General features: G+C 28.6%; 12 protein-coding genes and 2 pseudogenes. 2 read left to right on the forward strand and 12 right to left on the reverse strand.

All coding sequences use genetic code 11. The features are described 5' to 3' along the window. Positions 1-18 precede the first annotated feature (18 nt). Positions 19-1,269 carry a response regulator transcription factor gene (locus HMPREF0216_RS04510; RefSeq protein ID WP_005211676.1) on the reverse strand — a complete coding sequence of 417 codons (1,251 nt, stop codon included), beginning with the start codon at positions 1,267-1,269 and terminating at the stop codon, positions 19-21. A 113-nt stretch (positions 1,270-1,382) separates the two neighbouring features. Here HMPREF0216_RS04510 and HMPREF0216_RS04515 point away from each other — a divergent pair, with 113 nt between their 5' ends. Then, on the forward strand, positions 1,383-3,155 hold the full coding sequence (locus HMPREF0216_RS04515) for a sensor histidine kinase (RefSeq protein ID WP_040418855.1): 1,773 nt from the start codon (positions 1,383-1,385) through the stop codon (positions 3,153-3,155). A 146-nt stretch (positions 3,156-3,301) separates the two neighbouring features. Here HMPREF0216_RS04515 and HMPREF0216_RS04520 read toward each other — a convergent pair whose 3' ends face one another. From HMPREF0216_RS04520 to HMPREF0216_RS17050, 4 genes are all read right to left on the reverse strand, one after another. Then, positions 3,302-3,736, reverse strand: a complete 435-nt coding sequence (locus HMPREF0216_RS04520) for a GH36 C-terminal domain-containing protein (RefSeq protein ID WP_005211680.1) — start codon at positions 3,734-3,736, stop codon at positions 3,302-3,304. 231 nt (positions 3,737-3,967) lie between these two features. Continuing rightward, positions 3,968-4,834 (reverse strand): DegV family protein, encoded by an 867-nt coding sequence (locus tag HMPREF0216_RS04525; protein WP_040418857.1) that lies wholly within the window; start codon positions 4,832-4,834, stop codon positions 3,968-3,970. A 137-nt stretch (positions 4,835-4,971) separates the two neighbouring features. Then, positions 4,972-6,504 (reverse strand): 2,3-bisphosphoglycerate-independent phosphoglycerate mutase, encoded by a 1,533-nt coding sequence (gene gpmI, locus HMPREF0216_RS04530; protein WP_005211684.1) that lies wholly within the window; start codon positions 6,502-6,504, stop codon positions 4,972-4,974. Positions 6,505-6,797: 293 nt separating this feature from the next. After that, positions 6,798-6,950 (reverse strand): hypothetical protein, encoded by a 153-nt coding sequence (locus HMPREF0216_RS17050; RefSeq protein ID WP_005211686.1) that lies wholly within the window; start codon positions 6,948-6,950, stop codon positions 6,798-6,800. A 25-nt stretch (positions 6,951-6,975) separates the two neighbouring features. Here HMPREF0216_RS17050 and HMPREF0216_RS04535 point away from each other — a divergent pair, with 25 nt between their 5' ends. Then, on the forward strand, positions 6,976-7,848 hold the full coding sequence (locus HMPREF0216_RS04535; protein WP_040418859.1) for a hypothetical protein: 873 nt from the start codon (positions 6,976-6,978) through the stop codon (positions 7,846-7,848). 116 nt (positions 7,849-7,964) lie between these two features. On the opposite strand, the gene tpiA is transcribed toward HMPREF0216_RS04535, so the two are convergent. From tpiA to HMPREF0216_RS04570, 7 genes and pseudogenes are all read right to left on the reverse strand, one after another. Then, positions 7,965-8,711: a triose-phosphate isomerase gene (gene tpiA, locus HMPREF0216_RS04540; protein ID WP_005211696.1), complete on the reverse strand. Its 747-nt coding sequence runs from the start codon at positions 8,709-8,711 to the stop codon at positions 7,965-7,967. Positions 8,712-8,962: 251 nt separating this feature from the next. Beyond that, a pseudogene (locus HMPREF0216_RS04545) lies at positions 8,963-10,140 on the reverse strand (phosphoglycerate kinase). 151 nt (positions 10,141-10,291) lie between these two features. After that, positions 10,292-11,305, reverse strand: a complete 1,014-nt coding sequence (gene gap, locus HMPREF0216_RS04550) for a type I glyceraldehyde-3-phosphate dehydrogenase (protein WP_005211699.1) — start codon at positions 11,303-11,305, stop codon at positions 10,292-10,294. 46 nt (positions 11,306-11,351) lie between these two features. Continuing rightward, a pseudogene (locus HMPREF0216_RS04555) lies at positions 11,352-12,399 on the reverse strand (sugar-binding transcriptional regulator). Between the two features lie 389 nt (positions 12,400-12,788). Next, positions 12,789-13,625 (reverse strand): DegV family protein, encoded by an 837-nt coding sequence (locus tag HMPREF0216_RS04560; RefSeq protein WP_005211703.1) that lies wholly within the window; start codon positions 13,623-13,625, stop codon positions 12,789-12,791. A gap of 23 nt (positions 13,626-13,648) precedes the next feature. After that, complete coding sequence (locus tag HMPREF0216_RS04565) at positions 13,649-14,110, reverse strand: tRNA (cytidine(34)-2'-O)-methyltransferase (RefSeq protein WP_040418861.1); 462 nt, start codon at positions 14,108-14,110, stop codon at positions 13,649-13,651. Between the two features lie 313 nt (positions 14,111-14,423). Next, on the reverse strand, positions 14,424-15,911 hold the full coding sequence (locus tag HMPREF0216_RS04570; RefSeq protein ID WP_005211710.1) for a VanW family protein: 1,488 nt from the start codon (positions 15,909-15,911) through the stop codon (positions 14,424-14,426). Between the last annotated feature and the right edge of the window lie 106 nt (positions 15,912-16,017).

The raw sequence follows: 16,017 nt of genomic DNA on the forward strand, positions 1-16,017 counted from the left end.
CTCTTTCTAAAAGCACAATTACATATTTCCTTCTTTATCATCATTATTTCTAAATTCATTTGGAGTCTTTCCTGTTATCTTTTTAAAAGACCTACCAAATGTTCTTGCATCATTATACCCAACATTTTCTGCAATTTCATAAACTTTGAGATTAGTTTTTAAAAGTAGCTCTTTAGCAACACTTATTCTATGTTTTGATAAGAAATCATAAAACCCTTCATTTGTTTCCTTTTTAAATAATTCAGATAAATAGTTTTGACTTAAATACACTTCATTAGCAACTTCTTTAAGTGTTATATTCTTGTTAAAATTATCAACTATATACTGCTTGGCTAACTTTATGGCTGTTAAATTAGTTTTTTTCATTTCTTCATTATTACTTAAATATGCTTTATCTGATAAGTTAAGATTATATTTTTTTATTCTATGCTCTTGTCTTATACTACTCTTCAGCTTTCTAAACTCTTTAGATTGCTCTCTAAGCTTCCAAACCTTTTCTGTTGATTCTACAATATATACATTTCTATTATTTTCAATAAACATATCAACATTTTCATATATATATGAATCAAAATAACTTAAATTCTTTTCCTTAGTAGTATCTATATAAAATATCATATATGTATTATCCTCAAAATTAAATGATAAATACTCCATGCTCTTAAAGTTATCAATTACAGATTTAATAAAGTTTCTCACTAATTCTTTTTCATTATTTTTATCCCTATCTATAATGATCATTTTATATATATAGTTTTCACTTAACTGTATATTTTCAAGTAACCTTTTATCAGTTTTATAATTTGTTTCTCCATTTGAAAATAGCATATGCTTAAAAAAGTCCTTCTTTAAAATATCAATAGATTTATTTAATATCTTTTCTTTTTTGCTATTATCCTTTATTTTATTTTCTACTTCTTCTAGTACACTTATTAATTCATCTTGCTTAATTGGTTTTAACAAATAATTAATTGCACCTAACTTCATTGTATCTCTTACATATGTAAATTCATCATACCCACTTAACACTACAAACATAGGAGGATTAGTTAATGTATCTAAAGAGTTTTTTATTAACTCTGTACCTGTCATTATAGGCATCTTTATATCAGTAATAACTAAATCCACTTTATTTTCCCTTAAATATTCTAGTGCTAACAAGCCATTTTGAAAATCTGAAATTACTTCATGTTGATCAAATAACCTTTTTATTATTTTAGTCAATCCCATTCTGATAATTTTGTCATCATCAACAACTAATATTTTCATATATCCTCCCTTTTATTGAATAAACTTACTAATTGATATATATTAGTATTATACATTAAATGTTTACATATTGTAATTATATATTTTTAGGAATTTATTTATTGGGGGATCACATGACTTTAATTAAAAATTCTTCTATAAAGAAGTTAACACTATCAATTTTTGCAACTTTGTATTTAATTTTTTTCATATTTACTATTTTAAATTTATACTCATATTCTAAATATGAATCTTTAAAAACAGAAAAACTCATTAAAAATTTCAATCTTAGTTTAAGTAAACAAATATCTGAAAAGATTAATAGTATTTCTGATGTGTCCAAGTATCCATTACTTATACCAGAAATATCAAACTTACATAATATCCTTAGATCAGATAATGTTCTTGATATAAATAATTATAATTATTTAAAACATCTTTGCGAAATGATTTTAATTCAAAACGATTCAATAAATGGAGCTTACATATATGATTTAAAAGGCCGTGGTACATTCGCTTCTAGAAATACCTCTACAGATATATTAATAAATCCATCTTTAGAGTGGTGGTTTCTAAAAAGTATTCAATCCGATAACTCAACTTCCATATTTAGCAATATTAATATTAAAAGTATTGTTGATGTTAATACTTCTAGTAACGAAAATTTAATTGCTCTAACACGACAAATTATTGATATATCATCAAATGAAATAACTGGATTATTGTTAATTACAATTCCTACTGATAAAATTTTAAATTTATTAAATAATGACATAGCATTTAATAATCAAATTCTTTCACTTTATGATTCAGATGGCCAGTTAATAGCAGAAACTAATAAAAATCCACTATTCAATGATTTATATCAAAATACACAACTTATAACTACTAATACAGAACCTCAGATTGAATATATGTACAAAGATACTAGCTATATAGTAACTTATAATTATATTCAATTTTATGATTGGATACTTATAAATACAATAAAAAAATCAGATGCTTTTAACTTAAACACACTATATATGATGTTTTTCTTTATTAATTTAATATTCTTCTTGATTATGTCAGCTATACTTTATTTATTCTTAAAAAATAGAATATTTAATCCAATTGAATCATTAGCTAAAAATATGAAATCAAGTAATTTAGAAAAAAACCTTGATACAAAAATTATTTATGATAAAGATGATGAAATAGGTTTTTTAGTTAACTCTTATAATAAAATGAAAAATCGAATAAATTATTTAATTAATATCAACTATAAAAATGCTCTTGAACATAAAGAATTAGAGTTACAACAATTACAAAATCAAATAAATCCTCATTTTATATATAATACATTAGAATCTATTCATATGATGGCTGAAATAAATGACGATATAGAAACATCAACTATGGCAGAATACTTTGGTGAAATAATTAGATATAGCATGAACCGTAGAATTAATACTGTGACATTAAAAGAAGAGCTAAAAATTATAGATAATTATATCTATTTACAAAAAATAAGATTTGACCAATTATTCACTATTGAAAATATGGTTTCAGATGAACTATTATCTTGTGAAATAATTAAAATGATAATTCAACCCTTAATAGAAAATGCCATTTATCACGGATTAAGTGAATGTAGTGGCAACGGTAAAATAATAATTCAAGGGTCAAAGGTAAATAATAATCTTTTATTAACAATATCTGATAACGGAATTGGTATACCTGAAGAAAAATTACAAGATTTAAATGATTATATAAATGATAAAAACCATAACTTTAATGGTATTGCATTAAGAAATATAAATAAAAGATTAAAACTTAATTACGGTGAAAATTATGGTCTTGAGATTTTTAGCATAGAAGGAAATGGAACATCAATGGTATTAACTCTACCATTTATAATAAAATAATTACTTAACCTTGGTATCATTCCATCAAATATAAGAATTAATAATATCACCATTTCTTATATAGTCGTTTAAGCAATAAAAAATAGCTATAAGAAAATCTTATTTTTTGATTTTCTTATAGCTTAACTTTTATATTTAAACATATATTATAACCTTTTTAAATGAACTATATTACCATTGTAATTTTCATATAGCTTTTTTATATTTACTCCACAATACATTAATGCTCCACCTAAAAATACTTCATTAGTGTCCTTATTCACATATACTGCATCTTCATTTAATCCCTTTAATCTTATTTTTTTGCAATTATAACTATTTTCTATTTGACTATCATTGAATATAAGTAAAACTTCTGATTTATCTTTAGAGATAACTTCCCAATATTCTAAAGTATTGTTTCTTGTAGAATTCTTTATAAGATAATAATTCCCATTATTTATTATATCAATACTTATATTGTGTCTTTCTAGCTTTCCCTTAACAGTTTCCTTATCTAATATAACTCTATTTTTATTTATATACATCATTTCATTTTTTAAACTAAACATACCGCTATTTTCTATAATTCTTACACCCATATTTGACTCCCACTATCTTTATTATTTAAAATTCCAATATATATTAACTAATTAATCGCACTCTTGTTAACGTTTACCTATAGCATATCGTATATTCATCTATTAATCAATATTTTTTTATAATTTATTGCAATAATATCCATATATATTATATTTTTTATAATGTCATTAACAAAAAGATGCTATACCAATTTTTTTTGATATAACATCCTTATTTTTTTACTATTATTTCTATCTATTACTCCCTAAAAACAATGCTGCTAAAACTCCTGGTCCTGCATGTGCTCCCACTACATTTCCAACATAGTTTACAACTACATTTTTAAATTCTTGTTCTTCTAATATAATATCCCTTAAAGTCTCTGCTTCTTCTAAGCAATCTCCATGACATATATATAAAGTTTCATTTTTAGTATTTATCGCTTTTTCCTTAACTTCATTAGCTAAAAACCTTAAAGCCTTTTTCTTACCTTTAATTTTTTCACCTTGTACTAATTTTCCTTCATCATCTATATATAATGTTGGCTTAATATTTAAAAGACCTCCAATAGTTGCAGTTGCCCCTGAAATACGCCCACCTCTTTTTAAATGATTTAAATCATCTATTATTATTGAGTGTACTACTTTTCTCTTATTCTCTTCAAGCCAATTAACTATTTCTTCTACACTTTTACCTTCATCTCTCATTTCACATGCCTTACTAACTAGAAAACCTTGACCAACAGAAAAACTTAATGAATCAACTAACAAAATATTTGCATCTGGATATTCTTCTAGTAAAATATTTTTTGCTATATTGGCACTATTAAAAGTACCACTTAAACTTGAAGATATTGATATATAAATTATTGAATCTCCATTCTTTATATGCTTAGTAAATTCTTCTTCAAATTCATGAGCATTTATTTGAGATGTTGTAGGTGTTGCACCTTCTCTCATCTTGTTATAGAAATCTTTATAGCTCAGAGTTTGTCCTAAATCATCTTTTATTAACTTCCCATTTAAATTTAATATTAATGAAAGTAATCCTATATTGTTATTTTCTATATATTCTCTTGTTAAATCACATGCTGAATCAGTTAATATCTTTATTCCCATAATCTTCATCCTCCACTAAATTTATATTAGTTTTGTTTTAAAGCAATTATATACAGAAACATTAATATTGTCAAATCTTTTGATTGCCAAATATTTTTTTCAACAAAAAAAGAGAGGGGTAGCCCTCTCCTTAAATACTATTTTATTAAAGATTCCCCTGTCATTTCAGCTGGAACTTCTAATCCCGTTACTGTTAACATTGTAGGTGCTATATCAGCTAATTTACCATCTGATAAAGTCTTTCCTTCTGTATGATTAGATACCCATACAAATGGAACTGGATCAGTTGTGTGAGCTGTAAATGGATTTCCTGTTGAGAAATCGATCATAGTTTCGGCATTTCCATGGTCAGCAGTTATAAATACTGTTCCATCTAATTCTAAAACTTTATCAACAACTCTACCTAAGCATGTATCTACAGCTTCAACTGCAGCCTTAGCAGCTTCCATTACTCCAGTATGTCCAACCATATCTGGGTTAGCATAGTTTAATATGATCATATCATATTTACCTGAATCTAATCTGTTTATTAATTCATCAGTTAATTCTGGTGCGCTCATTTCTGGTTTTAAGTCATAAGTTGCAACCTTTGGAGATGCAATAAGAGCTCTATCTTCACCTTCGTTTTCTTTTTCAACACCACCATTGAAGAAGAATGTAACGTGAGCATACTTTTCAGTTTCTGCTATTCTTAATTGATTTAATCCCTTAGAAGCAACATATTCACCTAAAGTGTTTGTGATAGCTTCTGGTCTATAAGCAACTAAAACGCCTTCTAAAGTTTTATCGTATTGAGTCATTGTTACAAATGTTAAATTTAATGTTTCTCTTTCAAACCCTGCAAACTCTTTATCGTTTATAGCTCTAGTTATTTCTCTAGCTCTATCAGGTCTGAAGTTGAAGAATACTACTGAATCTCCATTTTTGATTGTTCCAGTTGGAGCTCCGTTAGTTTCGATAACGCATGGTAATACGAACTCATCTGTTTTGTTATCATGGTATGATTTTTCCATACATTCTACAGCAGATGTAGCAGTTTCACCTTTTCCAAGTACCATTGCATCGTAAGCTAATTGTACTCTTTCCCATCTATTATCTCTATCCATTGCATAATATCTACCTGAAATAGTAGCTATCTTACCAACTCCAATTTCAGCCATGTAGTTTTCAAGTTCTACTACGAAATCTTTTCCTGAACCTGGAGCAACATCTCTACCATCCATGAAGCAGTGAACATATACGTTCTTAACTTCATTTTCTTTAGCTAATTTTAATAATCCTTTTAAATGATCTATATGAGAGTGAACTCCACCATCAGATAATAATCCCATTAAATGTAATGCATTATTATCTTTCTTAGCATTTTCCATAGCTTCTAATAATGCTTCATTCTTAAAGAATCCACCTTCGTTTATTTCCTTAGTTATTCTAGTTAATTCTTGATATATAATTCTTCCTGCACCAATATTTAAATGTCCAACTTCTGAGTTACCCATTTGTCCATCTGGTAATCCAACAAACATTCCACTTGCTTGTAATTGTGAGTGAGGATAATTCGCAACTAATTTATCATAGTTTGGTTTTTTAGCAGCAGCTACTGCATTCCCATCACTTTCTGGAGCTATTCCAAATCCGTCTAATATCATTAACATTACAGGTTTCTTCGCCATAATTCCCTCCAAATATATAAATACTTTTTAGTTTCAAAGAACTTATAACTTTGTGAGTTTCATTATGCAATTTAATTCTCCTTGAATCTCACTTGTCATTAGTGTCCTTAATTGAACCATGTTTATTATACTATAATTATTATTACTAAACAATATATAGAGATTTTTGTAAACGTTTGTCTAAAAAATTTTCTGATAATTTGCTTTTTATTTTTAAAAACACTTATTCAATACTGTTCATATAATATTTTATACTAATTTAAAGGATGTAATACTATAAAAAAGCTAATAATTTATATTATAACCATTAGTATAGCTCTAGTTATATCTTTAAATGTTTTTATGTTTATTAAAAACTCATCATTATCTAATGCCATAAACAATTCATCAAATATAAGAAATACAATAATAGAATTAGATAACTTTAAAACTACTATAACTAACATGAGTAATTCTCAAGAAATTTTTTTAATGACAGGTAACTCAAAATATAAAAATGATTATAATAACTATTTAGCAGCTGCTTATACTGCAACTGATTCACTTTTAACCGATAATATGATTTCAAATGAAGATAAAACCACCTTAGATGATTTAATTAATGACTATGATTCAATTAATGCATCTATATTTAATAGTACAATATCATACCCTGCAAATTCTGAATTTGAATCTCAAGTAATAAGTTCTAATAATGCAAAATTAAAAATTCTTCATACAGTTAGCAATATTATTTCTTCCCATAGAGATAGCCTAAATGATTCAAGTGACTCAATTGCTGAATCTATAAGTAGTCAAAAAAGTATTGTCAATTGGATTAGTAGTATTTTTACAGCACTATTAGCTCTACCAACAATTTTTGCTAAAAAATTATTAAAAGTTAACTCTAATTTTTCCGCTGATATTAATTCTAGCACTTCTAATGATTCATCTACATCTAATTCTAATACAGATAGTGAAGGTATCACCCCTTCAATTGTAACTCTTGAAAAGTTTTTTAACTTTGAGAATAATGCAGAGAGCCTCAAAGAAGTTAGAGAACAATTAATCGAAAATGCTGTATTACTTAATTACATTCATATATCATCTTTTAATAGTTCTACTCTTTCTAATAAGTGCGAGCTTTGTAGTAATCAACTTAATTCAATAATAAATGAATTTTCTTCTATTGAAAAAATATATTTAAGTAACTTATCCAAAGAATCATTAGATATTTATTCTCGTATTGCAAATTTAAAAGCTGCATTGAATAATTTATCAATACAGCTATCTCAACTTAATGATTATAATAATTATATAATTAAGATAAATGAAATTCTAATAAATGAAAATCATACTACTTAAAGTGTTTGTTAATGCTAATATTCCATTATCTTCTCTAATAATTTCAGATAAACTTTTATATTATATTAAAAAAAATACTTCAAAGTAAAATATATTACTTTGAAGTATTTCTTCTATTAATAGTTTACGATTTGTGCAAAATCAGTAGCAACTAAGCTAGCTCCACCAACTAAAGCTCCATCGATATCAGATTGAGCCATTTGAGCTTTTATAGTTCCAGGTTTAACTGATCCACCGTATTGGATTCTTACTTTGTTAGCAACTTCTTGACCAAACATTTCAGCAACAACGCTTCTTACAGCCATTATTGTTTCGTTTGCTTGTTCATCAGTAGCAGTTTTACCAGTTCCAATAGCCCAGATTGGTTCGTAAGCTATAACAACTTTTTCTGCTAGTTCTGGTGCTAAACCTTCTAAATCAGCTTTAATTTGAGCTCCAACAACTTCGTTAGTTGTTCCGTTTTCTCTTTGCTCTAAAGATTCTCCACAGCAAAGGATTGGAGTTAAGTTGTGAGCGAAAGCAGCCTTAACCTTCTTATTTAAAGCTTCATCAGTTTCATTGAAGTATTCTCTTCTTTCACTGTGTCCTAAAACAACATAGCTAACACCCATAGCTTCTAACATTCCTGGAGCAACTTCACCAGTGAAAGCTCCTTTTTCTTCAAAGTGCATGTTTTGAGCAGCAACTTTGATGTTTGATCCTTCAACTGCTTTTAATACAGCATCTAAGCAAACAAAAGTAGGACAAACTACTACATCACAAGTAGCATCCTTAACTAATGGTTTTAATTCATTTATAACTTTAACAGCTTCTTCTGGAGTATAGTGCATTTTCCAGTTTCCAGCGATAATAGCTTTTCTCATTATATTCACCTCATAATTTATTTTAAAATAATTAATTATGAATGAAGTCTAGGCTTCATTCATAACCTTTAAATCTATTTTTATTATACTTGCAATTTTTAAATGAAGCACCTACTCCCTTATGCTCGTAGGTGTACACCATTGCATAGCTTAAACTAACCAAATCAAAAATTTGGAATCTTTATAGGAAACTCCTACTCACTTTCGTTCGTATGAGTAAGTTCGCCTATCTAAATCACAGATTTAGAGGCTTACTTATCGTTTAAAGCAGCGATTCCTGGTAAAGTTTTACCTTCTAAGAATTCTAATGAAGCTCCACCACCTGTAGAGATGTGAGTCATCTTATCTCCGAATCCTAAGATATTAACAGCAGCAGCTGAGTCTCCTCCACCGATAACTGTTGTAGCATCTGCATCAGCCATAGCCTTAGCAACTGCAATTGTTCCCTTGTTGAAGTTTTCGAATTCGAATACTCCCATTGGTCCATTCCAGATAACAGTCTTAGCATCTTTAATTGCATCAGCATATAAAGCTTCTGTCTTAGGTCCGATATCTAATCCCATGAATCCAGCTGGAATGTTTTGATCTTCAGTAACTGTAGCTTCAACATCTTTGAATCCATCAGCAATTCTGTGGTCTACTGGTAATAAGAATTTAACACCGTTAGCTTCAGCTTTAGCGATCATTTCTTTAGCGTAGTCCATTCTGTCATCTTCACATAAAGAAGTTCCGATTTCATATCCTTGAGCTTTTAAGAATGTGTAAGCCATTCCTCCACCAATGATGATTGTATCAACTTTTTCTAATAAGTTGTTGATAACAGCAATTTTATCAGAAACCTTTGATCCACCTAATATAGCTACGAAAGGTCTAACTGGGTTATTTACAGCTTCTCCTAAGAACTTTAATTCTTTTTGAATTAAGTATCCGCATACAGCTGTATCTACGAATTTAGTAACTCCTTCAGTTGAAGAGTGAGCTCTGTGAGCAGTTCCGAATGCATCATTAACGTAGATATCACATAAAGAAGCTAATTCTTTAGATAATTCTTCTCCGTTCTTAGTTTCTTCTTTTCTGCATCTAGTGTTTTCTAATAATACAACGTCTCCGTCTTTCATATCAGCAACAGCTTTTCTAGCATTTTCTCCAACAACTTCTTCATCTCTAGCAAAAACTACTTCTTTACCTAACATTTCGCTTAATCTTACAGCAACTGGTGCTAAAGTCTTAGAGCATCTTTTCCTAAGTGTGAGCAAAGTATAACCTTAGCTCCATTTTCAACTAAGTATTTAATTGTTGGAAGAGCTCCTACTAATCTATTTTCATCAGTGATAACACCATCTTTTAATGGAACGTTAAAGTCACATCTTACTAAAACTCTTTTACCATTAACTTGAACATCTTCAATTGTCTTCTTATTAAAGCTCATTTTCTTCACCTCATAAATTTTTTATCGTTTTCTTCATAATTTTAAAATAGGCCCGGTCTTATAAGTATGCCTTAGAGACCGGACCCGTTTTTAGGATCTTATAAGAGTGCTTTTATAAGCATCTAATCCGTATATAATTATCTATTAAAAATTAAGCTAATTCAGCGAAGTATTTAATAGTTCTAACCATTTGGCTAGTGTATGAGTTTTCGTTGTCATACCATGAAACAACTTGAACTTGGTATAATCCTTCTCCGATTTCAGATACCATTGTTTGAGTTGCATCGAATAATGAACCGTACTTGATTCCGATGATGTCTGAAGAAACTAATTCTTCTTCAGTGTAACCGAATGATTCGTTTGAAGCAGCTTTCATAGCAGCGTTGATTCCTTCTACAGTTACATTTTCACCCTTAACAACAGCAACTAAGATTGTGCTTGATCCTGTTGGAACTGGTACTCTTTGTGCAGAACCGATTAATTTTCCGTTTAATTCTGGAATAACTAATCCGATAGCTTTAGCAGCTCCAGTTGAGTTAGGTACTATGTTAACAGCCCCAGCTCTAGCTCTTCTTAAATCACCTTTTCTTTGAGGACCATCTAAGATCATTTGGTCTCCAGTGTAAGCGTGGATTGTTGACATTATTCCTGATTGGATTGTAGCATAGTCATTTAAAGCTTTAGCCATTGGAGCTAAACAGTTTGTAGTACAAGATGCAGCTGAGATTATGTTATCTTCAGCAGTTAATATATCTTGGTTTACGTTGAATACAACTGTTGGAAGGTCGTTTCCAGCTGGAGCTGATATAACAACTTTCTTAGCACCTGCTTCGATATGAGCTTGAGATTTAGCTTTTGATACGTAGAATCCAGTACATTCTAAAACTACGTCAACACCAATTTCTCCCCATGGTAATTTAGAAGCATCAGCTTCAGCATATATTCTAACTTCTTTTCCATCAACTGTGATAGAATTTTCTCCAGCAACAACTGTATCACCTAAAGCGTATCTTCCTTGTGCTGAATCATATTTTAATAAATGAGCTAACATTTTTGGGCTTGTTAAATCGTTGATAGCAACTATTTCATACCCTTCAGCTCCAAACATTTGTCTAAATGCAAGACGTCCTATACGTCCAAATCCATTGATTGCAACTCTTACCATTACAATTCCCTCCTAAAAATAGATATTATATATTTAAAATTAAATTTTAAATCTTATTAATTAAATTAGACTTTATTAACTCAGCAATTTTTCTGCCTACTGCTTCATCTGTTACTAATACAGCATTAGTATTATACATTTCAGTTGCAATTATAGCTTCTACTTTATTCTTTCCTGCTGCAACAGCAATATGCGTATTAATTTTCTTTGCATCATTAATATTAATTCCAATAGGATTATTTTGTGAAACTACCTTTGAGTCTTTATTAAAATAACACCCAAATGCTTCTCCAACAGCGCCTAATTTTTCAAGATTATTTATATATTCTTCAGATGAGCCTCTTTTTTTAGCCATATGTATTGCATTACCAATTCCATATATTAAAATGTTAGCATTATGAATATTTTCAATAACCTCTTTAATTTGTTTTTCCTTAAGTAATCCTTCTAATACATCCAAACTAACATTTTCAGGTATATGTAACAACTTATACGTTCCATTAACCTTCTTTGCTAAAGATGCAGCCAAAGTATTAGCTTGACTTTCTACTTTTCTTCCCATTCCACCTCGTGCTGGAATAACAAGAATATCAGATAGATTACTTACCTTTGGAAAAGCTTCAACAACTTCTTTTATTGTGCTTCCTCCAGTAATGGCGATTATATCTTTATCTTTTATTATATTTTTTGCATAATTAGCGGCTGCTGTTTCCTAATTCCTTTAAAACTGATGGATTTTCATCAACATCTCCAGGAACTATTATAACATCTTTAAGCCCTAAAAATGCTTTTATATACTCCTCAAGGTCATTTAGTCCCTTTATTTTATGTATGAATTCATGTAATCCTTCTAAGACATCTTGTCCTTCTTTTGTTACCGTCATACCTGGAGTATTAATTTCTATTAAATTTTGCGCCTTTAATAGATTTATTTCATTTCTTACTATTCTTTCGCCAAGATCAAGTTCACTTGCGAGCATTCTTCTTCCAATGGGTTGGTTATAATATATTGTTCTCAAAACATTATAACGTTTTTCTAGGACTTCCACCAGCTCAGGAACTATCTTTCTTTGCAAATCTAATATTTCCTGCACTCTAGATCCTCCTTTGGACTAAAAACGTCCCAGCAATGACTTTTATGTCCCACATCTATTATTATAAATCATATATTAAAAATTTAAAAGTCTTTAAAAGAACTTTTTTTAAATTATTTTTCCTTTTTTAATGTTTTCTACTATTTTTTATTTTTTTATTATAATTTTCGTTGTCTTTTTTTACTTTTTATGTAATTTCAAAATTACTCTTATAATATATTTTTTCTAATACTATTATTTTCACTTTTAATTTTCTATAATATTTTGTCCTTATATTTTTATATCTATTCATCTTTTAATTTTTAACACACGAAAAAATAGAAGCTATAAATTTATAGCTTCTATTTTAAATAAAATATAATCAAAAATATCAATATAATAGCTTCTTATTATTTTTCAATAAAGAATATTCCACAAGCTCTTGTACCAGAATGTATCCCTACAGTACACCCAACAATACCATGAATATATTCTATATTTTTTTCTTCAAAATATTTTTTAAGACCTTCAAAAATTTCCTCATTTAATATTTCATCTATAACTATTGGTGAGTTAAAATCTACATTTGCACTTTCAAAGTCAGAAATAATTTTCTTTAAAGCTTTTTTACTTCCTCTAACTTTATCTTTAACTGCCATTTGTCCTTCTTTAACTTCTAATATAAGTCTTAAACCTAAAACACTACCTATAGTACCTGCAGTTTTAGATAATCTTCCACCTCTAACTAAGTTTTCAAGTGATTCAAATCCTAATGAACTTTTTACCTTTGGAATTATATTTTTTATTTTTTCTTCAATTTCAAAAATACTATCTCCATTATCTCTGAATTCACAAGCCTTTAAAGCAAGTACCCCTAGCCCTGAAGTAACATTTCTTGAGTCAATAACTACTATATCATCGCTTTCTAACATATTCTTAGCAATACATGCAGATTGATAAGTACCACTCATTTCTGATGATAAAGTTAACGTAACTATTTTGTATCCTTCATTTAAGTATTTTTTAAATGTGTCTTCAAATCTATTTGGTGTTACTTGAGCTGTAGTTGGAAGCACATTTTCTTTTTCCATTCTTTCTAACATCTCATGAGTAGTTATTTCTACTCCATCTAAATAACTCTCTTCTCCAAAGTTAATAAGAAGTGGTAAAACTTCTATATCTTTCTCTCTAATAAGAGAAACTGGCAAATCTAAAGTACTATCAGTAATAATTTTTATTTTTTCCATAGTAGTACCCCCTTTTATTATTATTATTTCATATTTGGAAATCCTATTTGTTTTAATGCTTCATATGCTATTATCGCAACTGTATTTGATAAGTTTAAACTTCTAGTACTTGTTTGTACCATTGGAACTCTTATTCCACTATGTGCATTATGAACCTCTTCTGGAACTCCTGATGATTCTCTTCCGAACATTATAAAATCACCATCTTGAAATTTCTCATCAGAATATATATTTCCTCCATGAGTGGTTGATAAAAATATTCTTCTATCTCCGTATTTAGCCATAAAATCTTCATATGATTCATGTACTTCTAACTTTAAATCTTTCCAATAATCTAATCCTGATCTTCTAACAGCTTTATCATCTATACTAAAACCTAGAGGCTTAATTAGATGAAGTGTTGAATCAGTTAAAACACAAGTTCTTGCTATATTCCCTGTATTTTGTGGTATTTCTGGTTGATATAAAACTATATTTAAATTCAAGGAATTCACCCTCCAAAACAAAAAGTAAGATGCTTTACACCTTACTCTACAATAATCTTTATAATTTAAATGATACTATATCTATATTTATTAGTCAAAGTTTTTTACAGTTTATTAACTTTTAATATATGGTATTTAATAATTATTACTTTAGTACAATTTTATTACTTACCCTAATTTAACACAAATTCATATGCACTCTTCACTACTACATTGTTTATATTACTATAAACACCATAATTGCTATATTTCTTAAAATAAGCAAAAAAATATGTATCAAAATAACTTTTGATACATATTTTTTATTACTTTATTATTGCGCTTCAGAAGTTTGTTGTGATTGTTGCTCACCTTCTGTTGTTTGTTGCTCATTTTTACTTTCTTCTTGAACCGGTGCTTGTGTAGCTTTTTTAGTACCTCTTAAAACAACAGCATTCATTGGTTGATATATATCAGTTGAAACTAATTCTCTATTTACTTCAACACCATTTTCATAAGTTACTAGATAGCCATTAGATTTATATCCAGCTGCTCCTCCACTCTTTGTAACTTGTTGACCTTCTGCCAATGTTGGATCATCAACATATTCTGTTGTATAGTCATATTTATCAATCACTTCATTTACAAGTTCATATGTCTTTCCAGCCATACCTTCAACATTTCCATAAATATTGAAAACTATAGTACTACCAGTCATATATCCTTCTATATAAATTGGGAAATCATATGTATTAATAAATCTATAATCTATGTCCCCTTCTGCTACTGTTGCATCTAAGCTTGCTTCAGAATATCCAACCATCATTGAATGGTTATATCTTAAAGATGATTTTAAATTAGCTCTCATAGCTGTTCTATATAATGCAGTAGATATTTGACATACTCCTCCACCATATCCTGGTACAACATTTCCACCTACATATGTATTAGCTTCTTTATAACCTCTATCAGCAGTAGTTTCACCTATAGTTTGGTTATAACTAAATTCATCTCCTGGCATTAAAAGTGTTCCATTTACAAACCCTGTAGCTAATTCCATATTTGTAACTCTTCCACTACCATCATTTCTATAAGTATCAATATATTGCGATATTCTACCGTCAATCTTAGCTAACTCAGCTGATGTTATTCTCGGAGCATACTCTTTTAATTCTACAGCTACACTTTCATTAGATGTAGGATTAGGATTTATACACTCAATTAGTTTATTATGTAATTCTTCTGAATCTATCTTTTTACCATTTTGTTCTGGTGTAATAGATATTTGCCCTGAATTTATAGTTATACTAGCATTAACTGCGGCTATGTCTACTTGTGATTCAATATCATTTTCGAACTCTTTTAATTTTTCTTCATTATATGATAGTACTGGTTCTACTTGATACTCTACCCCATCTTCAATCATAGATTTCTTACTAAACATTCCTTCTTCTTTTCCATATTCTAATGCATTTACTACAGTTTCTTCTGCATTTACAGTTGGATTTAAATCAGAATATTTAATTTCAAAGTTTCTATCTCCAACAGATACTGTTATAGTTTTATTACCTATTAAAGTAACTAACTCATTATTTAATATGTTAACAGCTTCTTCTTTAGTTTTTCCACCTAAATCTAAGCCATAAGCTTGTACCCCTGGATATATCTTATCTTCCCATGAATCAACTTTACCTTTTACATTCATTACATAACCAAATGTTACACCTAAAGCTAACACTAGAACTCCTGAAGCTATAAGTATATTCTTTTTATTTTTGTAAAAAGCAACACTTTTTTTATTGATATTATTATCCTTTTCCATAAAAAGCTTTACTCCTCCCCATATATGTTTTTTCTTAATGATATACGTATCTTTTATATTATATTCTATTATTAATACTAATACAATTAATAAAATATCTTTACCA

The sequence above is a fragment of the Clostridium celatum DSM 1785 genome (genome assembly GCF_000320405.1).
Lineage (GTDB): Bacteria > Bacillota > Clostridia > Clostridiales > Clostridiaceae > Clostridium > Clostridium celatum.